Origin of the sequence: Mesorhizobium captivum (genome assembly GCF_033977165.1) — a bacterium.
GTDB lineage: Bacteria > Pseudomonadota > Alphaproteobacteria > Rhizobiales > Rhizobiaceae > Mesorhizobium > Mesorhizobium captivum.
The window spans coordinates 201,721-218,275 of the sequence record NZ_JAVIJB010000004.1 but is presented as its reverse complement, the minus strand read 5'-3'; the positions used below and the strand labels follow the sequence as shown (position 1 = coordinate 218,275).

General features: G+C 62.2%; 16 protein-coding genes. 8 read left to right on the top strand and 8 right to left on the bottom strand.

The features are described 5' to 3' along the window. Positions 1–285: 285 nt before the first annotated feature. Positions 286–966, bottom strand: coding sequence for a GNAT family N-acetyltransferase (locus tag RFM40_RS06285; RefSeq protein WP_320227901.1), 681 nt, complete (start codon positions 964–966; stop codon positions 286–288). Beyond that, a complete protein-coding gene (locus tag RFM40_RS06280) occupies positions 963–1,454 on the bottom strand; it encodes a MarR family winged helix-turn-helix transcriptional regulator (protein WP_320227900.1) in 492 nt (163 codons plus the stop codon). Before RFM40_RS06280 ends, RFM40_RS06285 begins: the two co-directional genes overlap by 4 nt. Positions 1,455–1,700: 246 nt before the next feature. Between RFM40_RS06280 and RFM40_RS06275 the strand changes: the two genes are divergently transcribed. Beyond that, complete coding sequence (locus RFM40_RS06275) at positions 1,701–2,738, top strand: phosphatidylglycerol lysyltransferase domain-containing protein (RefSeq protein ID WP_320218056.1); 1,038 nt, start codon at positions 1,701–1,703, stop codon at positions 2,736–2,738. Between the two features lie 229 nt (positions 2,739–2,967). Here the strand turns inward: RFM40_RS06275 and RFM40_RS06270 are convergent, their stop codons facing one another. Next, positions 2,968–3,729 carry an ABC transporter permease gene (locus RFM40_RS06270; RefSeq protein ID WP_320227904.1) on the bottom strand — a complete coding sequence of 254 codons (762 nt, stop codon included), beginning with the start codon at positions 3,727–3,729 and terminating at the stop codon, positions 2,968–2,970. Between the two features lie 14 nt (positions 3,730–3,743). Further along, positions 3,744–4,670: an ABC transporter ATP-binding protein gene (locus RFM40_RS06265; RefSeq protein ID WP_320227899.1), complete on the bottom strand. Its 927-nt coding sequence runs from the start codon at positions 4,668–4,670 to the stop codon at positions 3,744–3,746. Here RFM40_RS06265 and RFM40_RS06260 point away from each other — a divergent pair. The 3 genes from RFM40_RS06260 to RFM40_RS06250 all read left to right on the top strand — a co-directional run bounded on the left by RFM40_RS06260 (position 4,664) and on the right by RFM40_RS06250 (position 7,396). Further along, a complete protein-coding gene (locus RFM40_RS06260; RefSeq protein WP_320227898.1) occupies positions 4,664–4,843 on the top strand; it encodes a hypothetical protein in 180 nt (59 codons plus the stop codon). The genes RFM40_RS06265 and RFM40_RS06260 overlap by 7 nt on opposite strands. A gap of 171 nt (positions 4,844–5,014) precedes the next feature. After that, positions 5,015–6,376: a cytochrome ubiquinol oxidase subunit I gene (locus RFM40_RS06255; RefSeq protein ID WP_320227897.1), complete on the top strand. Its 1,362-nt coding sequence runs from the start codon at positions 5,015–5,017 to the stop codon at positions 6,374–6,376. 15 nt (positions 6,377–6,391) lie between these two features. Then, a complete protein-coding gene (locus RFM40_RS06250) occupies positions 6,392–7,396 on the top strand; it encodes a cytochrome d ubiquinol oxidase subunit II (protein WP_320227896.1) in 1,005 nt (334 codons plus the stop codon). Positions 7,397–7,584: 188 nt separating this feature from the next. Here the strand turns inward: RFM40_RS06250 and msrA are convergent, their stop codons facing one another. From msrA to RFM40_RS06230, 4 genes are all read right to left on the bottom strand, one after another. Next, on the bottom strand, positions 7,585–8,328 hold the full coding sequence (gene msrA / locus RFM40_RS06245; protein ID WP_320227895.1) for a peptide-methionine (S)-S-oxide reductase MsrA: 744 nt from the start codon (positions 8,326–8,328) through the stop codon (positions 7,585–7,587). A gap of 304 nt (positions 8,329–8,632) precedes the next feature. Then, complete coding sequence (locus RFM40_RS06240; protein WP_320227894.1) at positions 8,633–8,956, bottom strand: hypothetical protein; 324 nt, start codon at positions 8,954–8,956, stop codon at positions 8,633–8,635. Between the two features lie 90 nt (positions 8,957–9,046). Next, positions 9,047–9,757, bottom strand: coding sequence for a DUF1223 domain-containing protein (locus RFM40_RS06235; protein WP_320277317.1), 711 nt, complete (start codon positions 9,755–9,757; stop codon positions 9,047–9,049). A gap of 256 nt (positions 9,758–10,013) precedes the next feature. Continuing rightward, complete coding sequence (locus RFM40_RS06230; protein ID WP_320227892.1) at positions 10,014–11,033, bottom strand: TadE/TadG family type IV pilus assembly protein; 1,020 nt, start codon at positions 11,031–11,033, stop codon at positions 10,014–10,016. Positions 11,034–11,470: 437 nt separating this feature from the next. On the opposite strand from RFM40_RS06230, the gene lepA reads away from it, so the two are divergent. From lepA to RFM40_RS06210, 4 genes are all read left to right on the top strand, one after another. Next, on the top strand, positions 11,471–13,276 hold the full coding sequence (gene lepA, locus RFM40_RS06225; protein ID WP_320227891.1) for a translation elongation factor 4: 1,806 nt from the start codon (positions 11,471–11,473) through the stop codon (positions 13,274–13,276). Positions 13,277–13,586: 310 nt separating this feature from the next. Continuing rightward, a complete protein-coding gene (locus tag RFM40_RS06220; protein WP_320227890.1) occupies positions 13,587–15,377 on the top strand; it encodes an RNA-directed DNA polymerase in 1,791 nt (596 codons plus the stop codon). A gap of 124 nt (positions 15,378–15,501) precedes the next feature. Next, positions 15,502–16,014, top strand: a complete 513-nt coding sequence (locus RFM40_RS06215) for a hypothetical protein (protein ID WP_320227889.1) — start codon at positions 15,502–15,504, stop codon at positions 16,012–16,014. Positions 16,015–16,018: 4 nt separating this feature from the next. Beyond that, complete coding sequence (locus RFM40_RS06210) at positions 16,019–16,525, top strand: hypothetical protein (RefSeq protein ID WP_320227888.1); 507 nt, start codon at positions 16,019–16,021, stop codon at positions 16,523–16,525. Positions 16,526–16,555: the final 30 nt, after the last annotated feature.

Genomic DNA, 16,555 nt, shown 5'->3' with positions numbered 1-16,555 from the left:
CAGGTTGATGGTTCACCGGTGGGAAGGGACCGGGCCATGCCACGGCCTGTCCGAAAGGACGACCAGGATCCACTCGGTCTCCTTCCCACTTCAACCATACACCAGAACCAACACACAGCAGCGTCGCTTCGCTCCTTGCTCCGCCATAAGCGCGTCGCGCTGAAACGGATTCAGGCGACGCGCTTTAAGGCTTTGTTTTAATGCATGTCGTTTTCGCAAAACCGCTGCGCACTTTTGCGCGACATGCATTAGGATGACGAAGCGATAGGCATCCGCAGCCCTCAACTATCCCGTGTGCTGAACCACGGCCATGTTCAGGGTGGCTCTCAGCCGGAAGCCGATCGATTCGTAGAGCCTGACTGCCGCGACGTTGCTGTCGTAGGCGTGGAGATAGGGAACCTCGCCGCGCGCCATGATCCGGTTCGCCACGAAGAGCGACAGCAGCCTGGCAAGGCCGCCGCCGCGGAAATCCGGATGCGAGCACACGCCGCTGAGTTCGGTGTAGCCGGGCTGCTTCATGCGCTCGCCGGCCATCGCCGCGAGCCTGCCGTCGATCTTCACGCCCCAGAACTCGCCGAGGCTCAAGGCCTCCAGCGTGAACGGACCAGGCTTGGTGAGCGAGGCGAGCGCGAGCATCTCGGCCGCGTCGTCCCGTGTCAGTCGCCGCACGCGCTCGTCGGACACGGCTTGCACCGGCTGCTCGGCAATCATCTGCACCAGGGACGCGGTCGAGACCGCGGAAAGCTCCGCGGGCAGGACGATCGGATCCGTCTGAACCAGGATCGAGCTTTCGAGCGGCGGGAGCAACTTGCCCAGAGCCTGCAGGCTTTCCGCATCGTCCGCCGCGGTGGCGGCGAAAGGAACGATCGACGGCCGGTAGCGCCGGGCGAGGCTGTCGCCTTCCGCGAAGGCCTGATGGCGCGTCGCCAGCGCGCTCCAGATGGGACGGTCGAGAACGTGTTTCATGACACGACGGCCCTGGCTTTTTCCGCGCGGCGGTCGAGCGGGGTTGCGGCCAACCGATCCTCGATGGCGGCGAGCTGACCAAGCAGCGGTCCGGAGAGGTCCGCGCATAATTCCGCGACCGCGTCCTCGATGCGCGGCCAGACGTCACGCTTCGCGGTATCGACCAGCCGCTCGCCGTTCCTCGACAGGGAGACGATCCTGCGCCGCTGGTCGTCGTTCGATTGCGTGACCTCGACCAGGCCCAGTTCGGTGAGCAGCGACACGGCTCGCGTCACGCCCGGCTGTGCGATGCCGAGAGACTGCGCCAGCTCGCCGACCGGCAACGGCCCCAGCCTGTCGAGCGCGGCGAGCAGAGGGTACTGGCTCGACTGGATACGCACATCCAGGCGATCGAGCACGCGCTGCGTGTCGGCCTGCAATTGCTCGCCAATGCGCTTCAGCCGGCTGCCGAGGCAGAGAAAGCCGAGGGATCGCAGAACGTCTTCCATGGCAGCGTTATCCGAGCAAGAACCATAACTTGATATATAACATTGCATGGAAAATGGCAATATCCATTCGCGATGCAGGCCGATCGGCGCCGGCCTCGACGTCGGGCGGCAGACATTTCCTCTTCATTCGCTGCCGATAGCATCCTATATGGCGCTGGCGCGGCATGACCGATATTCGGTCGCGCCAAGGCGACTGATTCGAGGCCCGTGGGCTGCGGGTCTGTGTTCATCGGCACGCGGAAGCTCATGCCCTCCCTGCGGAAACATATCGACGGGTTTCTTGAAGGCGCGGCGCCCAAGGTGCCGCGCCGCGAGCTGACCCATCTCGAGCGCCTGGCGATGGTTCGGCGGCACGGCGACTTCTCGCTCGCCTATTCGACCGCCGTGCAGCAAAAACTGTCCTATTTCAGCGACGGCGACGGCTACATCGCCTTCGGCAGCAAGATGAAGCACCATTTCGCGCTTGGCGATCCGGTGGTCGATCCGTCGGAGCGGCCCGGCTACATCAAGCGCTTCGTCGAGGCCGCCGGCGGCCCCTGGTTCGTGCAGATCGGCGCCGCCACCGCAAAGGTGCTGGCCGGGCTCGGCTACCAGATCAACCGGCTGGGCGTCGACACCAGGCTGCAGCTGCCGGCGCATGATTTTTCCGGCAAGCGCAACGAAACCGTGCGTTATTCCGAGCGCTGGCTGGCGAAGAAGGGCTTCACCTTCGCCGAGGACAGGAAAAACATGCTCCTCGACGAGGTTTCGCGGCTTTCCGAGAACTGGCGCGGCGAGCGCATCGTCAAGCGCTGGGAGATGGGCTTCCTCAACCGCCCCTTCGCCGACCATCTCGGCGCCGACATGCGCCGCTTCGTCCTGCACGGTCCGGAGGGTGAGCTCGTCGCCATCCTCGATTTCGATCCGCTGTTCAGCGACGGCAAGGTCATCGGCTACACCACCGCCTTCAAGCGCAAGCAGGTCGACGCCACGCCGCATTCCGAGATCGGCCTGACCAAATTCGCGGTCGACCGTTTTCGCGAGGAAGGCATTTCCGTCGTCACGCTGGGTCTCTCGCCGCTGCTCGATGTCGAGCCGAGCGGCTTTGCCGAATCGAGCTTCTGGCGCGGCGCCTTCCAGCGCGCCTACGAGTCGCCCTGGGTCAACCGCTCGCGCTTCAACCTGCAGGGCCAGGCCGCCTTCAAGCGCCGCTTCCATGGGCTGGAGGAGCCGACCTACATCGCCTTCCGCAAAGGCACGCTGATGGAGATGCTCGGGCTGCTGCGGCTGATCAAGGCGATCTGAAGCAGGCGCCGTTTCCTCGCCCCCGCGGAGCGGGGGAGAGGTGGCGAGACGGAGAGGGGGACGACATCCGCGACGCCAGACCCCGGCAGGGAAAAGGTGCGCCAGAGTCAGCCGTCATGTGTGAGACTTCTGGAACAGCGCATTCCCAAGCGCCGGCGCAGGCCCCTCTCCGTCCCGGCTTCGCCGGGCCACCTCTCCCCACTTCGTGGAGCGAGGAACTTGAGTTTCGTCAATTCCTCAACCGGTACCCGGTCCTGAAGATCCAGGCCACGATCGCGATGCAGACGGCCAAAAACACCAGCGTCATGCCGAGGCTGACTCCGACCGAGACGTCCGCCTTGCCGTAGAAGCTCCAGCGGAAGCCGCTGATCAGGTAGACGACCGGGTTGAACAGCGTGATCGTCTTCCAGATGCCGGGCAGCATATGGATCGAATAGAAGCTGCCGCCGAGGAAGGTGAGCGGCGTGACGATCAATAGCGGCACCAGCTGCAGCTGCTCGAAGGTCTTGGCCCAGATGCCGATGATGAAGCCGAACAGGCTGAAGGTCACCGCCGTCAGCACCAGGAAGGCGATCATCCAGAACGGATGCTCGATCCTCAGCGGCACGAACAGCGCCGCGGTGCCTAAGATGATCAGGCCGAGGATGATGGACTTGGTCGCGGCGCCCCCGACATAGGCGAGGATGATCTCCAGATAGGAGACCGGCGCCGACAGGAGCTCGTAGATCGAGCCGACGAATTTCGGGAAATAGATGGCGAAGGACGCGTTCGAGATCGACTGCGTCAAGAGCGACAGCATCATCAGCCCCGGCACGATGAAGGCGCCGTAGCTGATGCCGTCGATCTCGGTGATGCGCGAGCCGATCGCCGAGCCGAAGACGACGAAATAAAGCGACGTCGAGATGACCGGCGAGATGATGCTCTGCAGCACCGTGCGGAACGCGCGCGCCATCTCGACCCGGTAGATCGCCCAGACTGCACGAAGATTCATGGTCGCGCGCAGGTTCATGGCTCTTGCCTCAGAAGATTGACGAAGATCTCTTCGAGCGAGCTGTTCTTGGTGTCGAGATCGCGGAACTGGATGCCGGCAGCCTCGAGGTCGCGGATCAGCGAGGCGACGCCCGGCCGGTCGCTCTGATTGTCATAGGTGTAGGTGAGCTGCTCACCGTCCGGGGACAGCTCCAGCGCATAGTGCGACATACCGTCCGGTATGGCACTGAGCGGCGCCCGCAGCTCCATCGTCATCTGCTTGCGGCCGAGCTTGCGCATCAGCTCGGCCTTGCCTTCGACCAGGATGATCTCGCCGCGATTGATAACGCCGACGCGGTCGGCCATCGCCTCGGCCTCTTCGATGTAATGCGTGGTGAGGATGATGGTGACGCCGTCCTCGCGCAGCCGCCGCACCATCGCCCACATGTCCTGGCGCAGCTCGACGTCGACGCCGGCCGTCGGCTCGTCGAGGAACAGAACGCGCGGCTCATGCGACAGCGCCTTGGCGATCATCAGCCGGCGCTTCATGCCGCCGGAAAGCGTGATCGCCTTGGCGTCCTTCTTGTCCCACAGCGAGAGATCACGCAGCACTTTCTCGACGAAGGCCGTGTTCGGCGCCTTGCCGAACAGGCCGCGGCTGTAGTTGACCGTCGCCCAGACCGTCTCGAAGGCGTCGATGGTCAGTTCCTGCGGCACCAGCCCGATCAGGCTGCGCGCCGCGCGGTAGTTCTTGCCGATATCGTGGCCGTCGACGGTGACGCTGCCCGAGGATCGGTTGACGATGCCGCAGACGATCGAGATCAGCGTCGTCTTGCCCGCGCCGTTCGGCCCGAGCAGCGCAAAAATCTCGCCGCGCTCGATATCGAGGTTGATTTCCTTCAGCGCCTTGAAGCCGGTGGCATAGGTCTTGGTGACACCGGATATCGAAATGATTGATGGCATGGCTGAAAACGGCTGCTGAAAGAGTGCTTTGGATTTTTATTGCGCTGAATGTCGGTGCGCGGGGCAGGAAGTCAATGCCGCTCCTGACAATTCAATGCACGTCGCCCAAAAGTGCGCAGCGGTTTTGGGATAACGACATGCATCAAGATAAAGGCTTAAAGCGCGTCGCCTGAATCCGTTTCAGCGCGACGCGCTTTAGACAGTCGTTCTCCGTCACGGCTTCCTCACGGATGACGGTTCATGTCGAACTGCTGCGACAACGCGCCTCGCGTGACGCCGCGCCGCTTTGACCGGAGCGTGCTTGAGGCCTATCCTTCAAGCATAAATTGCAGCCGGAGCCCAGCATGGACCCGCTCGTTCTGTCGCGTATTCAGTTCGGCGCGAATATTTCGTTTCATATCCTGTTTCCGGCGATCACCATTGCACTTGGCTGGGTGCTTCTCTTCTTCAAGCTCCGTTACAACGCCACGGGCGACTCCGCCTGGATGCGCGCTTATTTCACCTGGGTGAAGGTTTTCGCGCTGTCCTTCGCCATGGGCGTGGTTTCGGGCGTCACCATGAGCTTCCAGTTCGGCACCAACTGGCCGGGCTATATGGAGACGGTCGGCAACATCGCCGGGCCGCTGCTCGCCTATGAGGTGCTCACCGCCTTCTTCCTCGAGGCGGCCTTCCTCGGCATCATGCTGTTCGGCTTCCGCCGCGTCTCCAACCGCATCCACACGCTGGCGACCGTGCTGGTGGCGGGCGGCACCACCGTCTCGGCCTTCTGGATCATCGCGCTGAACTCCTGGATGCAGACGCCGGCCGGCTTCGAGATGCGCGACGGCAAGGCGCATGCCCTCGACTGGTGGGCGGTCATCTTCAACCCGTCCATGCCTTACCGACTGGTCCACATGCTGCTGGCCTCCGGGCTCACGGTCTCCTTCTTGATCGCCGGCCTGTCAGCGCTGCGATATCTTTACGGCGACCGCTCGGAATCGATGTGGAAGGCGCTGCGCACCGGCGTCTTCACCGCCGCCATCCTGATCCCGATCCAGATTTTCGCCGGCGACCAGCATGGCCTGAACACGCTTGCGCACCAGCCGCAGAAGATCGCCGCCATGGAGGCCAACTGGAACACCGGCCCCAACGTGCCGCTGGTTCTGTTCGCGCTGCCCGACGAGGCGGCCAAGGAGAATAAATTCGAGCTCGCCATTCCCGATGGCGCCAGCCTGGTGCTGCGCCATAGCGTGAGCGGCGTCGTGCCCGGCCTCAACGACTATCCGGGCAACCATCCGCCGGTCTTCCCGGTGTTCTGGGGTTTCCGCATCATGGTCGGCACCGGCATCCTGATGCTGGTCGTCTCCTGGTCGGCCGCCTATTTCCTCAAGCGCCGTCACGGCCTGCCGAAGCCGCTGGCGCTCATCATGGTGCCGATGGCGCTGTCCGGCTGGCTGGCGACGCTGGCCGGCTGGTACACGACCGAGATCGGCCGCCAGCCCTGGCTGGTCACCGGCGTCCTGAAAACGGCGGACGCCGTCGGCCCGGTCGCCGGCAGCCATGTCGCGCTGACCTTGGCCGTCTATCTCATCCTCTATGTGCTGCTTTTGATCGCCTATCTCGGCGTGCTGGTGCACCTGGCGCTGAAGGCGGCGAAGGATGGCGACACCTCGCCGTTGCCGGGCGCCATGAACGCGGCCCTTTCACAGCAGGCCGCCGAGGAATAGGGAGCGAGTGAAACGATGACCTTCGACTGGCCAACCGCGCTGCCGCTGATCTTCGCCGGCCTGATGGGCCTCGCCATCCTGATCTACGTCATCCTCGACGGCTTCGATCTCGGCATCGGCATCCTGTTCGCGGCTGCGGAAGATGCCGAGCAGGATACGATGATCGCCGCTATCGGCCCGTTCTGGGACGCCAACGAGACATGGCTGGTGCTGGCGGTCGGGCTTTTGCTGGTCGCCTTCCCGATGGCGCATGGCACCATCCTCACCGCGCTCTATTTGCCGGTCTTCCTGCTGCTGGTGGGCCTTATCCTGCGTGGCGTCGCCTTCGATTTCCGCGCCAAGGTGCCGGCCGGCAGGAAGCACCGCTGGAACCGCATCTTCTTTCTGGGCTCCGCAACCGCCTCGCTGGCGCAGGGCTATATGCTGGGCGTCTATGTGCTCGGCCTGGATGTCGGCCTCGGCGGCATGGCCTTCGGCGCGCTGGTCGCGCTCTGCCTGTCGGCGGCCTATGCCGCGATGGGCTCCGCCTGGCTGATCTACAAGACCGAGGGCGATCTGCAGCGCAAGGCCGTGCGCTGGCTGCGCACCGCGCTGGTGCTGACCGCGCTCGGCATGGTGGCGGTGTCTTTAGCCACGCCCTTCGCCAGCCCGCGCATCTTCGACAAATGGTTCCTCTGGCCCGAGATCCTCTATCTCTCGCCGCTGCCGATCCTATCGGCGCTGCTGTTCCTGTGGCTGTGGCGGCAGACCTTCCATCTGCCGAAGCCGGACGACCGGCATGCATTGCGGCCGTTCCTGACCTTGGCCGCCATCTTCGCGCTCGGCTTCGCCGGGCTCGCCTGGTCGTTCTACCCTTATGTCGTGCCTGACAGGCTGACGATCTGGCAGGCCGCGTCGGCGCCGGAGAGCCTGGCTTTCATCCTGGTCGGCACCGTCGTGGTGCTGCCGATCATCATCTTTTACTCGTTTTATGCCTATCGGGTGTTCGGAGGGAAGGCGACGGATTTGACGTATGATTGAGGCGCTGGTGACGGCGTCTTTCTCCCCGTACTGTACGGGGAGAAATGCCCGGCAGGGCAATGAGGGGCAGCGCGAACCTGTCAAGCAGAGCGGTGGCCCATCCCCTTCAAATGCAGGCGCCGCCCCTCATCCGCCTGCCGGCACCTTCTCCCCGTATAGTGACGGGGAGAAGGCCCTAGCCTCGCGAGTCAGCTCTTGCTACTTGCCAGCACCAGCACCGGCTTTTCGGTGTAGAGCTTGGGGAACAGCGACTTCAAATTCTCGATCTTCGGCAGGTCGTTGTAGACGATATAGGGATAGGTCGGGTTCAGCGTCAGGAAATCCTGATGATAGTCCTCGGCCGGATAGAAGGTCTTGCCGGTCTCCAGCGTCGTCACGATCGGCTTCGCAAACACCTTGGCCTTGTCGAGCTGGGCGATGTAGCTCTCGGCGACCTTCTTCTGCTCGTCGTTCTCGGCGAAGATCGTCGAGCGGTACTGCGTGCCCTGGTCCGGCCCCTGGTAGTTGAGCTGCGTCGGATTGTGCGCGACCGAGAAATAGACCTGCAAGAGCTGGCCATAGGTGACCTTGGACGGGTCGTAGGTGATCTCGACCGATTCCGCGTGGCCGGTGCGGCCGCTGCCGACGGTCTCGTAGACGGCGTTTTCGGCGCTGCCGCCGGTGTAGCCGGAAACCGCCTTGCTGACGCCCTTGACGTGCTGGAACACGCCCTGCACGCCCCAGAAGCAGCCGCCGGCGAAGATGGCCGTCTCCGTGCCGCCGGCCGCTTTTTCATCCACAGCCGGCGGCGGGATCACCACCGCGTCCTCGGCCGAACGCGCAGGCGTTTGCCAGAAGGCGGCAGCGGCGACTGCCGCAAGACCGAGCGCTGCAACCGCGCCGCGGGTAAAGAATGGCGATCGCCGCGCGGCCTTTGTCTTGATGCCGTTCATGTCCTGATCTCCTGTTATTGTTCCACTATATACGAACGCAGCCGCCGCGGGGTTCTCACTTTGCCGTGCGGCGGCTTATGGCCGACGGCGCTCCCCCTCTCCGTCTCGGCTTCGCCGAGCCACCTCTCCCCCGCTTTGCGGGGGCGAGGAACCCAGGCTTGCGAAGGCCGCGCCTCGGCGGTTGGCATTTCCTCGCCCCCATGAAATGGGGGAGAGGTGGCTCGGCGCGCAGCGCCGAGACGGAGCGGGGGGAGCGCCCTTTGCGATTGTTTGCCCACGCCGAAGAGAGCCCGGCACCGCTAACTTATTGCGCCGGCGCCATCGCGTCGGCCGGCTTCATGGCATCCGTCACCGGCTTCATGGCGTCCGCCGGCTTCATCGCATCCGTCGCGGGCTTCATCGCATCGGCAGGCTTCATCGCGTCGGTTGCGGGTTTCATCGCTTGTGTCGCCATCGCGTCGGGATTCATCGTATCGGCCGGCTTCATCGCGTCCGTCGCCGGCTTCATGGCGTCGGTTGCCATCGCATTGGCCGGTTTCATGGCATTGGTCGCGTCGTCGGCGCGGGCGCCGGCGGCGAAGGCCGTCGTTGCGAGCGCGAAGGCGAGCGCGGTCAGGAACTTGGTCATGGTAGTCTCCTTTGGTTTTGGCGCGCGGAGATGCGGGCCTTGGTGAAGCGTTGCCGATCTCATGCGGCCCCGCGCGAAGAGAAAGAAAAATCAGTTTGCGGCAGCGGCCAGGATCGGCCCGCCGCCCGGCGCCTGCACCAGCACCGCGGTGCTGAGGCCGCCGGTTGCCTTGGGCAATGGCAGCGTCGCCGCCTTGCCGCTCCAGCGGCCGAGCCTCTGCAGCGAATGCACCACATTGGCGTGCGGCAGCGTGCGGCCGGTGTTTTCGCCACGCGACACCGGCACCTCGACGACGCCCTTGTCATAGCGCACCAGCCAGATGTCGGCGCCGCCGCCCGGCGCCGTGCCGACGCCGATGGTCACCTTGCCGTTGCTGAGCGAAAGCTCCGGACCTTGCGTGCGGCCGCCCTTCTTGATCAGACTCTGGGCGATCAAATTCTGGATCTCGCCGGGCTTGGCGCCGACCGCGTCGGCGCTGCCGTTCACCACCACCTGCGGCGTGAACGGCCCGTCATGGCCGAGCGGCGGCTCGTAATTGACCTGGCGTTGGGTGAACTCCTGCCGGCCGAACGTGTCCTTCCAGCCGAGATAGTCCCAATAGGTGACGTTGAACGACAGCGCCAGAACGCCCGGCTGGTCCTTGACCTTGATCAGGTTGGCATTGGCCGGCGGGCAGGACGAGCAGCCCTGGCTGGTGAACAGCTCGACCACGGTGAGCGGCTGTGCGGAGGCGGTGCCGGCGGCAAGCGCGATAAAAGCTGCGCCGGCGAGCCTGCCGAGTGTTGTCTTTGGTCCGGTCATGGGAAGCAGTCTCCGTTGCGGCGATGCTTCCATTTCGCCGCCGCGGAGGACTTCGTTACAGCTTCACCGGTTTGTGATTGGGAGGCCTTTCCCTTCTCCCCCCTTGAGGGGGAGATGGCCGCGAAGCGGCCAGAGGGGGTCGTCTCACGTAGAGCTCCAACCTCGTTCGGCTTCGAGAGGAGCGCCGGCGCTTCACGCGCAGCGACCCCTCTGTCGCCTTCGGCGACATCTCCCCCTCAAGGGGGGAGATCGGCTGTCACTGCGTCAGCACCGTCTCGGACGGTCGCTGGTTGAAGGCGCATTTGCCGGTCACAGTATAGAAGAAGTCGGCGTTGGAAACCGCCGCTGGCACCGGGTTGCCGCCATCTTCCCAGGCCTGGTAGCCGGTCTGGCCGCAGGGCACCGAGGTGAAGATGTCGACCTTCTGCCCGGTCGCCACCTCCGGCATGTTTGTCTGGCTGGGGCCGATATAGAGCCGGTTCGAGGTGTTGGGATCGTTCGACTTCAGCGTCTTCGGGTTGCCCGAAGGCACGTCCATCTGCAGATAGAGCTGATCCATCTGGCTGACGTCGATTACCGCGCCGGAGCCGTTGGCCGGGTAGAAGGTGTCGGCGCAGGTCGTCACATAGTTCTTGCCGTTGCCGGTCTGGGTGATCGCGCCGCTCGGCAGGTTGTTGAAATTGTCGACGGTCGAGGTCGTGCACACCTGTTTCTGGACCTCCGTGGTGGTCGATCCGTTGATGGTGCTCACGGTGGTCGTGCCATAGCCTTTCGGGTCGCCATAGCCGTTATATTTGTAGGTGATCGTCATCAGCGGCTTGGCCGAGGTGCTTCCGAACTGGGTGCCGTAAAGATACATCGTCTTGTTCCAGTAACCCGACACTTTCGTCACCCTGAAATCGGCCTGGGTCAGCGCCGGCGTCTTGCGCACCGAGGATCCGACGCCGACATTGACCGTGTTGATCCTGGCGATCGACATGAAATTGGTCGGCATCGGATAGGCCGCCGTGGCTTTGAAGCTCGCCGTGCCGTCGGCGGCGACGTCGACGGCGGTGAGTGTCGCCGTGCCCTGCCCGCTATTGGCGACATAGGCCTGCTGCAGCGCCGTCTGGCGGTCGGCCTTGGAGGTCGTCGTCGGCATCGTCGTGATCGACAGCACCGCGGCGTCCAGCGCGTTCTGCATATTGCTCCTGGTCGTCGTCGCCGAGGTGTAGTCGACGGAAAAGCCGACCGCGATCAGCAGCGGGATCGTCAGAAGGACCATGAGCGGCATCATCGAGCCGCTTTGACAGCGGACGAAATTCCTTGCGGACGAAAACATTGCTTGACCCCCAACAGCGCCGGCAGCACAGCCGGCCTACCACCCAGGGGTGGAACTATGCCCTAAAGGCGTGCATGAAAGTTTAAGCGGATTTGAATGTTTTGGCGGGGCGCCAGGTACAGCCAATCTCCCCCCTTGCGGGGGAGATGCCCGGCAGGGCAGAGGGGGTGCTGTCCCGCCGAACCTTTCAGCCAAAACAGGCGCCCAAGTTCAGGTAACTTGCCAACTCTGATATGTTGAAAGAAGCAGGATCAACGCAGGCGTTCCGTCACACCCCCCTCTGGCCTGCCGGCCATCTCCCCCGCAAGGGGGGAGATCGGCAGCTCCTGCGCAGCGCCACCATTCCGCCCCGCCGCTTGCCCCTCAACCCTGCCCCTGCTAAAGCGCGCCGCATGACGACGCCCCTAGACCACATCCGCAATTTCTCCATCGTCGCCCATATCGACCATGGCAAATCCACGCTTGCCGACCGGCTGATCCAGCTCACCGGCGCGCTGGAGGAGCGCGACATGAAGGAGCAGGTGCTGGATTCGATGGACATCGAGCGCGAGCGCGGCATCACCATCAAGGCCCAGACGGTCAGGCTCAACTACCGCGCCAAAAACGGCGAGGACTATGTCCTGAACCTCATCGACACGCCCGGCCATGTCGACTTCGCCTATGAAGTGTCGCGTTCGCTCGCCGCCTGCGAGGGCTCGCTTTTGGTGGTCGACGCTTCGCAAGGCGTCGAGGCGCAGACGCTGGCCAATGTCTACCAGGCCATCGACAACAACCACGAGATCGTCGTGGTGCTGAACAAGGTCGACCTGCCGGCCGCCGAGCCCGAGCGCATCCGCGAGCAGGTCGAGGAGGTGATCGGCCTCGACGCCTCCAACGCCGTGCTGATCTCGGCCAAGACCGGCCTCGGCGTGCCGGACGTGCTGGAGGCGATCGTCCACCAGCTGCCGCCGCCGCGCGAGGGTGACATCGCGGCCCCCTTGAAGGCGATGCTGGTCGATTCTTGGTACGACGCCTATCTCGGCGTCATCGTGCTGGTGCGCATCATCGACGGCGTGCTCAAGAAGGGCCAGACCATCCGCATGATGGGCACCGGCGCAAAGTATCTCGTCGAGCGCACCGGCGTGTTCAAGCCGGCCCGCGTCAATGTCGACGAGCTCGGCCCCGGCGAGTTCGGCTTCTTCACCGGCTCGATCAAGGAAGTGGCCGACACCCGCGTCGGCGACACCATCACCGAGGACCGCCGCCCGACGCAAAAGGCGCTGCCGGGCTTCAAGCCGGCGCAGCCGGTGGTGTTCTGCGGCCTGTTCCCGGTCGATGCCGCCGATTTCGAGGATCTGCGCGCCGCCGTTGGCAAGCTGCGCCTCAACGACGCGTCCTTCTCCTATGAAATGGAGACTTCCGCCGCGCTCGGCTTCGGCTTCCGTTGCGGCTTCCTCGGGCTGTTGCACCTGGAGATCATCCAGGAGCGGCTGGAGCGCGAGTTCAACCTCGACCTCATCGCCACCGCGCCGTCGGTCGTCTACCGCATGAACCTCATCGACGGTACGGTGAAGGAATTGCACAACCCGGCCGACATGCCCGACGTGGTCAAGATCGCCTCGATCGAGGAGCCGTGGATCCGCGCCACCATCCTGACGCCCGACGACTATCTCGGCGGGATCCTGAAGCTTTGCCAGGACAGGCGCGGCATCCAGGCCGATCTCTCCTATGTCGGCAAGCGCGCCATGCTCACCTACGACCTGCCGCTCAACGAGGTCGTCTTCGATTTCTACGACCGGCTGAAGTCGATCTCCAAGGGCTACGCCTCCTTCGACTATCACCTGACCAACTACCGCGAGGGCGACCTGGTGAAGATGTCGATCCTGGTCAATGACGAGCCGGTCGACGCTTTGTCCATGCTGGTGCACCGCACGGCCGCCGAAAAGCGCGGCCGCGCCATGTGCGAGAAGCTGAAGGAACTGATCCCGCAGCATCTCTTCAAGATCCCGATCCAGGCCGCCATCGGCGGCCGTATCATCGCCCGCGAGACCGTCTCGGCGCTCAGGAAGGACGTCACCGCCAAATGCTACGGCGGCGACGTGACCCGCAAGCGCAAGCTGCTCGACAAGCAGAAAGAGGGCAAGAAGCGCATGCGCCAGTTCGGCAAGGTGGATATCCCGCAGGAAGCGTTCATCCAGGCGCTGAAGATGGGCGATTGAGAAGCCGGTTGGCGCGCGCAGCGCGCCAAGCCATCGATCCAGTGAATCGATGGCAGGCTTCGAAAGCGGGGGAGCTGCCGGCGGGCAATCTGCCGGCCCCTCGAACACCACGCCGAGCGGTGAGAACTTCAGATCCGCGCTGTCAGCGATACTCTCAAGCCAGATGCCGCAACTAGTGCGCTTGAGCCATTCGGCATGTGGTTAACGTGGACCATCAAGCCTACACGGTGGCTCTTCCATAGCTGAACGTAAGCCTGTCAAGTACGATTGGAATGCGAATCATTCTAATCTAGCCGACGAGCCTTTAGCTGTGAGCCAAAAGTCACCGAAATTTTTTCTGCGTGAAAAGGTCATCGCGCAAATCGTCAATTATGAGAACCTTAGAAAAACCTGGAAGGAAAAAACGCACACAGACTTTCGTAACTTCTTCCTGCCAGATCCTATAGATTACCTTGACGTTAATATCCAAATTGATGACATTTGCAAACGAATCGTAAGCAAGATCAAGTCAGGGGAATACTCCGTTTCTGGAACGAAAAGGTACCTTGTAGAGAAATCGAAAGGCCTCTGCAGGCAGATGACACTTCCATCTGTCGAGGACGCGCTAACGCTTCAGTGCCTGGCGGATGCGTTCTGGAACGAGATCAAATCCAAAGGTCCCTCAAAAAATGCCTTTTTTGAGCCTAAGGACCACACGTTTTCCAAGACTTCGGATGATATACCAGAGTACGGGTCAATAAAAGCGTGGCTAGATTTTCAGAAGGAGATTCCGGGGTTTTCGAAGGAAAACAATTTCATCGTTATTGCTGATATCGCGAACTACTACGATTTCATAGATTTCTCGCACCTCCGAAATGTAATCGTTTCCACCGTAACGATCCGGGAGCCGGTAATCGATTTTCTTATGTACATGCTTTCGGGTATGTGTTGGAAGCCGGACTATATGCCGACCCGCGATGTGGGGATGCCTCAAATCGATATCGATGCCCCAAGGTTACTGGCGCATTGCTTTTTATTTGAGCTGGATGCCGTAGTTGAGGACATGAAGTTCGCCAACTATGCACGCTTCATGGATGACATAGACGCCGGCGTCGACAACATTGCCGAGGCGAAAAAAATCATTAAGTCGATAGATCTAACACTTCAGACGCGTCAATTACGGCTCAATGCTGGAAAGACTCGCATTCTAACTTACCGTGAAGCCCGGAAGCATTTCAAGGTCTTGGAGAACGCTATCCTAGAACTCTTTCAAAAAAAGTATCTGGAGAAGGATTTGCAGCTTGCTGCACAGCGTCTGCCCAGCCTTGTGCTGAAGTGGCATAAGCGACGCTCATTCGACGACGGGAACGGAGAAAAAATCTTAAAGCGGGCAATTACATTCGCTATCAAGTGTGGGGCAAAACTGGATAGGGAATTCATTTACGATATAATACGGCTAAGGCCAAACATCAGAACATCCGCGTTTCGGTACCTGTCTCACGACGGTTTTACCGTGGAGGATTTGGTTCGGATAAACGGCATTATAAAAGGGGGGCACGTTTGTGACGATAGTTTTGTCATGGAATACGCGAAGGCAGTATGCGTGGGGAAGGTGGTTGGAGGCGCTGAATTTAAGCAGATGGCTCTAAAGACGATTGATCTATTTGGAACTGAGGAGTTCTATTCGCTGTATGCAGTGTTGATCCTATGTTACAGATTTTCGACGGCCGAAAACATACTGGAGTTCCTAAAGAAGCACGAGGAGTCCTGGCGTCACGATGACCATCTCGGACGCGTGGTGGGTGGGTTCGCTCCTATCGCTCGACGCGACAACGCATACACCGAATTTAGCAGCGTAATACTGAAATCGATGAACAGGGGCGCCAAGTCGGTTCAAGATTTTCACTACCGGGTTAGAACGGATGTTGGCTTTTTGTCTCCGATAATTGGAAAATTCTCGTCGTTGGATAAGAGCTTCCCCTGCGGAATTCGACTCGGCAAGTGGCTTGTTTTGCACAGCATTCTTCAGAACGATGGATTGCCAGAGTCCAAGAAGGCAAAGATAAAGTCGGTCTTTAAAGGATTGAAGGAGCAACCTCACTTCGCTGTTGCCGGCCTTTGATCACATGGTCAGGATTGGGCCGGTTCTTGGGGCGATCTAAACGGCGCCCAACCCCCAAACCTGTTCCCACCTTCACCATCACCCCACCTTGGCGTATCCTCTCCTCGGCTTGGGGAGACATCACATGCGCTCCACTCTGGATACCGTCGCCGCGATCGGCCTCGCCATCGGCGGCGCGTTTGGCTTGGCGGGCACCTTCGTTGCGAGCGATGCGCTGCGCGAAACGGTCTGGACCATCGACGGCGTGGCGATCGTCATCGCCGCAGCACTCCTCACCATGAAATACCAGCGGCTCGGCAACGACCTCGTCGCGGCCGGCTTTCTGACTTTCTTGGCCGGCGAGGCCCTGCTACTGGCCGGTAATGCGGCGGGCCTGCAGGCGAGCGTGCCTTCCTATGTCGGCGGCATTGCGCTCTGGGCGGCGGGGCTGGTCATGGTCAGCGCGCCAAAAACCTTCGCGTTCTGGATGCGGCTCACCGCTTTTGTCTCGGCCGTGCTCTTCGTCGTCTCGGCGGCGATGATCCTCTGGGGCGCGCCGCTTGTGCCCACTTCCTCGCCTTTGCCTGCCGCCGGCTATCCGTTCCTGGTCCTCACCTTCATCGGCTGGATCTGGGCGCTGATGAAATCCGAACGGTGAGCCGATGGCCGCGCCGCTCGAGATCCGCAACAGCGCCTCGGGAAAGATCTTTCCGGCGCTCGGCTCGTTCCTGATGGCGGCGATCTTCGGCTTCTATGTGCTCAAGGGGCTGTCCATGGGCGCGCCGGGCGGCGGCGTGTTCATGGTGGCGCTGCTGGCGCTCGGCTTTGCCGGGCTTGGGCTTTTCATTGCGCGCGGCGCCTTCGACACGCGTGTCCAGGTGACGCTCGACGAGAACGGCTTTCGCGACCGCCGCGCCGGCGACGTGCTGGTGCCGTGGCAGAAGGTGAGGAGCGTGTGGCTTGCCTCCGGCAGGGGCGCGGCGATGCTCAATTTCGAGCTCACCGAGGTGCCGCCCGACGAGATCAGATACGCCCCCGCCAACGCCTTCGGCCTGCTGCCCTTCGGCAAGACCACCGTGCATATGGAGGTCTCCTCGCTCGACGTGAGCGGCGAGGAGATGGTGGACGCGGTCAAGAAATTCGCGCCGCGTGTGGAGGTGAGGAGGTAGGGCTCCCCCTTCTCCCCTTGTGGGAGAAGG

Excerpts from the sequence above, each read along its gene's own strand:
- RFM40_RS06250 (WP_320227896.1), top strand. The coding sequence starts at position 6,392 with ATGACCTTCGACTGGCCAACCGCGCTGCCGCTGATCTTCGCCGGCCTG.
- RFM40_RS06255 (WP_320227897.1), top strand. The coding sequence starts at position 5,015 with ATGGACCCGCTCGTTCTGTCGCGTATTCAGTTCGGCGCGAATATTTCG.
- RFM40_RS06210 (WP_320227888.1), top strand. The coding sequence starts at position 16,019 with ATGGCCGCGCCGCTCGAGATCCGCAACAGCGCCTCGGGAAAGATCTTT.
- RFM40_RS06230 (WP_320227892.1), bottom strand. The coding sequence starts at position 11,033 with ATGATGCCGCTCATGGTCCTTCTGACGATCCCGCTGCTGATCGCGGTC.
- msrA (WP_320227895.1), bottom strand. The coding sequence starts at position 8,328 with ATGAACGGCATCAAGACAAAGGCCGCGCGGCGATCGCCATTCTTTACC.
- RFM40_RS06265 (WP_320227899.1), bottom strand. The coding sequence starts at position 4,670 with ATGCCATCAATCATTTCGATATCCGGTGTCACCAAGACCTATGCCACC.
- RFM40_RS06280 (WP_320227900.1), bottom strand. The coding sequence starts at position 1,454 with ATGGAAGACGTTCTGCGATCCCTCGGCTTTCTCTGCCTCGGCAGCCGG.
- RFM40_RS06240 (WP_320227894.1), bottom strand. The coding sequence starts at position 8,956 with ATGACCAAGTTCCTGACCGCGCTCGCCTTCGCGCTCGCAACGACGGCC.
- lepA (WP_320227891.1), top strand. The coding sequence starts at position 11,471 with ATGACGACGCCCCTAGACCACATCCGCAATTTCTCCATCGTCGCCCAT.
- RFM40_RS06275 (WP_320218056.1), top strand. The coding sequence starts at position 1,701 with ATGCCCTCCCTGCGGAAACATATCGACGGGTTTCTTGAAGGCGCGGCG.
- RFM40_RS06285 (WP_320227901.1), bottom strand. The coding sequence starts at position 966 with ATGAAACACGTTCTCGACCGTCCCATCTGGAGCGCGCTGGCGACGCGC.
- RFM40_RS06270 (WP_320227904.1), bottom strand. The coding sequence starts at position 3,729 with ATGAATCTTCGTGCAGTCTGGGCGATCTACCGGGTCGAGATGGCGCGC.
- RFM40_RS06260 (WP_320227898.1), top strand. The coding sequence starts at position 4,664 with ATGGCATGGCTGAAAACGGCTGCTGAAAGAGTGCTTTGGATTTTTATT.
- RFM40_RS06215 (WP_320227889.1), top strand. The coding sequence starts at position 15,502 with ATGCGCTCCACTCTGGATACCGTCGCCGCGATCGGCCTCGCCATCGGC.
- RFM40_RS06235 (WP_320277317.1), bottom strand. The coding sequence starts at position 9,757 with ATGACCGGACCAAAGACAACACTCGGCAGGCTCGCCGGCGCAGCTTTT.